General features: G+C 66.9%; 4 protein-coding genes and 2 pseudogenes. 5 read left to right on the plus strand and 1 reads right to left on the minus strand.

Annotated elements, in window-relative coordinates:
* The 3 genes and pseudogenes from GJ693_RS17020 to GJ693_RS13590 form a co-directional block, all read left to right on the plus strand.
* A pseudogene (locus GJ693_RS17020) lies at window positions 1–1,480 on the plus strand (hypothetical protein); the annotation flags it as partial.
* Window positions 1,481–1,586: 106 nt separating this feature from the next.
* Window positions 1,587–1,874 (plus strand): hypothetical protein, encoded by a 288-nt coding sequence (locus tag GJ693_RS13585; protein ID WP_156256819.1) that lies wholly within the window; start codon window positions 1,587–1,589, stop codon window positions 1,872–1,874.
* A 161-nt stretch (window positions 1,875–2,035) separates the two neighbouring features.
* Window positions 2,036–2,497 (plus strand): Lrp/AsnC family transcriptional regulator, encoded by a 462-nt coding sequence (locus tag GJ693_RS13590; protein WP_156256820.1) that lies wholly within the window; start codon window positions 2,036–2,038, stop codon window positions 2,495–2,497.
* Here the strand turns inward: GJ693_RS13590 and GJ693_RS13595 are convergent.
* A complete protein-coding gene (locus GJ693_RS13595) occupies window positions 2,494–3,708 on the minus strand; it encodes an acyl-CoA dehydrogenase (RefSeq protein WP_156256821.1) in 1,215 nt (404 codons plus the stop codon). The genes GJ693_RS13590 and GJ693_RS13595 overlap by 4 nt on opposite strands.
* 104 nt (window positions 3,709–3,812) lie before the next feature.
* On the opposite strand from GJ693_RS13595, the gene GJ693_RS13600 reads away from it, so the two are divergent.
* Window positions 3,813–4,823 carry a fumarylacetoacetate hydrolase family protein gene (locus tag GJ693_RS13600; RefSeq protein ID WP_156256822.1) on the plus strand — a complete coding sequence of 337 codons (1,011 nt, stop codon included), beginning with the start codon at window positions 3,813–3,815 and terminating at the stop codon, window positions 4,821–4,823.
* Window positions 4,824–5,105: 282 nt separating this feature from the next.
* Window positions 5,106–5,313 (plus strand): annotated as a pseudogene (locus GJ693_RS13605) (hypothetical protein); the annotation flags it as partial.

Here is a 5,313-nt window from a genome sequence, read left to right on the forward strand (position 1 = left end):
CGGCGTGTCGCGCCGCACCCTTCTGGTTGGCGGCGCCGTGGTGGCCGGGGCCGGTGGCTTTGCCGGCTGGCGCCTGCTGCGCCCCGAAGCGCCGGCCGAAGCCGCCAACAGCGTCGCCGTGCTGCCGTTCCGCAACCTCAGCGGGAAGAGCGAAGAGGATTATTTCGCCGAAGGCCTGGCCGAGGAACTGCGCACCACGCTGAGCCTCAACCGCCAGCTGCTGGTCAGCGGCGCGGCGTCGGCGGGTGGCTTCAAGGGCGACAATATCGATGCCCGCCAGATTGCCCAGTCACTGGGCGTGACCAACCTGCTGCTGGGATCGGTGCGGCAGCGGGCCGACACGGTGCGCATCACCGCCCGGCTGGTCGACGGCGTCACCGGCTTTGAACGCTGGAGCCAGGCCTTTGATCGCGCCATCGCCGATGTGCTGGCGGTGCAGGCCGAAATTGCCACCACCGTGGCCGATGCGCTGATCTCCACCCTGGCCAAGGACAGCGGGTGGCGAGCGGAACGGCCCGGCAGCACCCGCAACGCCGAGGCCTTTGATGCCTTTGTGAAGGGCCAGGCGCTGTATCAGGCCAGCACCAGCCGCGCGACGGACGAGGTGGCGCTGGCCGCGTACGACAAGGCGATCAGCATTGACGGCAACTATGCCGCCGCCTACGCCGCCCGCGCCCGCACCCTGGCGGCCATTTCCAACCAGGAACCCAGCATGGCGCGGGCCGCCGGCCTGCGCAGCGCCGCGCTGGCAAGCGCCCGCAAGGCGATTGCCCTCGCGCCCGACATGCCTGACGCCCATCTCGCGCTGGGCTTCCTGCAAATGACCCGGCTCGAACTGGCTGCCGCACAACCGGCTTATGAGCGCGGGCTTGAACTGGGCCTGGGCAATGCCGCGAGCCTGTCCGCCTGTGCCGAATATTTCGGCAACATTGGCGATTTTGCCAAGGCCGAAGCGGCCATCGCCCGCGCCCAGCGGCTCGATCCGCTGAACCCGCTGGTGTTCCGCAACGCCGGCAACATCGCCTTTGCCGCCCACAAATATGACGCGGTGCGCACGCCGCTGGAAACCGCGCTGTCACTCAATCCCAGACAGCCCATCGTCCACCGGATCTTTGGCGACATGGCGATCGTGGCCGGCGATTTCGACGGCGCCCGCCGCCATTTTCTGGCTGAACCCAGCAAATTGTCTCGGCTGCGCGGGCTGGCCATTGTCGAGGCCCGCCTGTCGGGCCCGGCGGCCGGTGCGGCCCGCATGGCCGAACTGATCCGCGAGTTTGGCGATGGCGGCCTGTATCAGCAGGTGGAGGTTCTGACCCAGTGGGGCCGCATCGGGCCGGCGCTGGACGTGCTCGACCGGGCGCTGGCGCTACGTGATTCTGGCCTGGTGCTGGCCGGTTATGACCCGATGCTCGACCCACTGCGCAAGCAGCCGCGCTTCCTCGGCGTGCTGGCCAAGATTGGCCTGCGCAACTTCCACTGAGCGGCTTAACAAATTCTTGCTGCAACCGCCGCCGCAAGGCAGGATGCCAGCCTCGTCGGGTCACTGGCCGGGCGAGTGGGTCCCACGGAAACTTTGGGGGTTAAGCATGACCAAGACCATATTGCTCGCCGGCGTCGTGATGGCCGCCGCCACCCTGACCGCCTGCGGTGAAAAAAAGGCCGCGGAAGCACCGGCGGCCGAAGCCCCGGCAACGGAAGCCACACCGGCGGCCGATGCGATGGCGCCCGCAGCTGATGCCACGGCTCCGGCCGCGCCGACCGAAGGCGAGGCCCCGGCACCGGGCAAGCCCGATGACAGGGGCGACGACACCAGCCGCGGCATGGCGAACCAGGCCAGCGCGGCGCCTGCGGCCGGAACCGACGCGGCCAAGTAAGGCCGTCATGCGGCACGTGCTGCCGCTTGCCCTGCTGTTGGCTGGCCCCGCTGCGGGCCAGCCAACAACAGTGGCTATCCCTTCATCCTGGTAAATTGATCCGGTGGCGCCCGTGTGTCACACCGGTTGCGCAATTCGGCGCCATCACGCACAGTTCGTGCATGCTTGACGCCTATGACCTGAAAATCCTCGCACTCTGGCAGCAGCGCGGTGACATTGGCCCGGTGGAGATGGGCGAGGCCATTCATCTTTCGGCCTCGCAATGCTCGCGCCGGATGGCGGCGCTGAAAAAGGCCGGCCATGTCCGCGGTTTCCACGCCGTGCTCGATCCGGTGGCGGTGGGCGTCGGCCTGATGGCCTATGTGCTGCTCACCATGAAAAGCCATTCGCCGGAAGCCGCTGACGCGTTCCGGATGCGCATCATGGGCCTCGATGAAGTCATGGAGTGCCACAAGCTGACCGGCGAAGCCGACCTGATCCTGAAAGTCGCCACCCGCGATCTCACCAGCTTCAACCAGCTGCTGTCCCACCGCATCCTGGCCGCGCCGGAAGTGGCAACGGCGCGCTCTTCCATCATCCTTGATGAAGTGAAGAGCACGACAGCGCTGCCGATCCGGGTTTAGAAAAACGCCTGCAACCCCGTTTGCGCGCGGCCGAGGATGAGCGCGTGGACGTCGTGCGTGCCCTCATAGGTGTTCACGGCTTCCAGGTTCATCACGTGGCGGATGACGCCATATTCATCGGACACACCATTGCCGCCGTGCATGTCGCGCGCGACGCGGGCGATATCGAGCGCCTTGCCGCAATTGTTGCGCTTCAACAGCGAGATGGCCTCCGGCGCCAGCCGCTTCTCGTCCATCAAACGGCCGCCGGCCAGCGCCGCGGTGAGGCCCAGCGTGATCTCGGTCTGCATGTCGGCCAGCTTCTTCTGGATCAGCTGCGTCGCCGCCAGCGGACGGCCGAACTGCTTGCGATCAAGCGTATATTGCCGGGCGGCGTGCCAGCACCATTCGGCAGCGCCCATCGCCCCCCAGGCAATGCCGAAGCGCGCATTGTTGAGGCACCCGAACGGGCCGGCCAGCCCTTCCACGCCCTTCAGGATGCGCTCTTCGGGCAGGTGCACATCGGCCAGCACGATCTCGCCGGTCACGCCGGCACGCAGGCTGAATTTGCCTTCGATCTTGGGCGTCGAAAACCCGGCATCGCCGCGCTCGACGATGAAGCCCCTGATCTTGTCGTCCTCGCACTTGGCCCACACCACGGCGATATCGGCGAGCGGCGAATTGGTGATCCACATCTTGGCACCGCTCAGCAACCAGCCGCCCTGCACCTTCTTGGCGCGGGTCTTCATGCCCGCCGGGTCGGAGCCGGCATCGGGCTCGGTCAGGCCGAAACAGCCTACAGTCTCGCCACTGGCCAGGCCAGGCAGATAACGCTCGCGCTGCGCTTCGGAGCCATAGGCGTAGATCGGGTACATCACCAACGAGGATTGCACGCTCATCGCCGAGCGATAGGCCGAGTCCACCCGCTCCACCTCGCGTGCGATCAGCCCGTAAGCGACATAGGAGGCACCGGCACAGCCATAGCCCTTGATGGTCGGCCCAAGCAGGCCGGCGGCACCAAATTTGGTCATCAGCGCCGGATCAAAACTCTCGTTGCGGTTGGCGAGTTTCACCACCGGCATCAGCTCGGCATCGCAGAAAGCGCGCGCCGCATCGCGGATCATCGTCTCTTCTTCGGTCAGCTGGCTGGCCAGCAACAGCGGGTCCTCCCAATCGAACTTCGGCCATTTGGGGGCGAAATGCTGGATGTCGGGGGAAACGGCGGTGGCCATGGCGCATGCTCCTTGCTGGCGCCTTCCTACCGCCGCTTGCCGGCCGCGCCAAGGCCAATGGAACCGGGCTTGCCAGCCGCCGCAAACCGGTTCAGGCAAGGGGCATGAAGCTCGCCTCGCTGAAATCCGGCCGTGACGGCCGCCTTGTCGTTGTCTCCGATGATCTGGCCTGGTGTGCTGCACCGCCGCCCATGTATCCCACGCTGCAATCGGTGCTGGATGATTGGGATCATGCCGCCGCCGTGCTGGAAGGCGTGGCGCTCAGCCTCGCCCATGATGCCGTGCCGCACGCCCGCTTCCACGAACGCGCTGCAGCAGCACCCCTGCCCCGTGCATATCAATGGGCGGATGGTTCGGCCTATGTGAACCATGTCGAGCTGGTGCGCCGGGCGCGCGGCGCCGAACTGCCGGCCAGTTTCTGGCATGATCCGCTGATGTACCAGGGCGGCAGCGACCATTTCCTCTCCCCGCGCGAGCCCATCGCCTTCCACGATCCGGCCTGGGGCCTCGATCTCGAAGCCGAAGTCGTGGTTGTCACCGGCGATGTGCGCCAGGGCGCCAGCCGCGACGAAGCGCTGGCGGCGATCCGCCTCGTGGGCCTCGTCAACGACATCTCCCTGCGCGGGCTGATCCCCGATGAACTGGCCAAGGGCTTCGGCTTCGTCCAGTCCAAGCCGGCCTCCACCCTGTCACCGGTGCTGGTGACGCCCGCCGCCCTGGGGACAAGCTGGCAGGATGGCAAACTGGTCGGCACGCTCAACATCGATCTCAACGGCCAGCCGTTCGGCCGGGTGGAAACCCACACCGACATGACCTTCGATTTCGGCACGCTGATCGCTCATCTCGCGAAAACGCGCGATATCGTGGCCGGCAGCATCATCGGATCGGGCACCGTCTCCAACCGCGATGCCGATGGCGGGCCGGGCCGGCCCTGCGCCAACGGCGGTCGCGGTTATGCCTGCATCGCCGAACAGCGCATGGTGGAAACCATCCTGCAGGGCGCGCCCAGCACCCCCTGGCTCAGCCCCGGCAACGTGGTGCGCATCGAGATGCTCGACGAGAAGCACCACAGCATCTTCGGTGCCATCGAACAGACCGTGGTCGCTGCCGGCTGAGGCCGGGCAGCGTAGCCCCCACAAGATGCTGAATCCGCGCCGCTGCCCCGCGCGGCCAGCAGCTCGCTGCACTATTTGTTGCGCAGTGGTAAATGAAGTGGTGGTGGCGGCCGTTACCCACAACATGTCGCTGCTCATCCCGCCCCTACTGTTGCCCATCTGCAACGGCCCATCGCTTGCCGCCGAGTCGCAATGCGGTTATCAGGCACAATATCTGGTAGCCGCTCCATTTCAGGGGTGGGCCAGCCGAGGGGAGCCGGACTGCGGCTCCAGGGGGATCTGGTGGGCGTCACGGCCGCGATGCTGATCGTGATGGGCGCGCAAGCTGCAGCGGCCTTGCCGCCGAAATCCACGCCTGCGCCGTCCAAACCGACGCCTGTTGTCGCCGCCCCCGCCAGGGCGCCGGCGCCGCCGCTGGCTGCCGCTGATCAGGCCTGGCTCGACCGCCTCACCGCCCGCCCGATCATGGATCTGCCGGTGCGGCTGCGCG

It is taken from the genome of Sandarakinorhabdus oryzae, from assembly GCF_009733735.1.
Lineage (GTDB): Bacteria > Pseudomonadota > Alphaproteobacteria > Sphingomonadales > Sphingomonadaceae > Sandarakinorhabdus > Sandarakinorhabdus oryzae.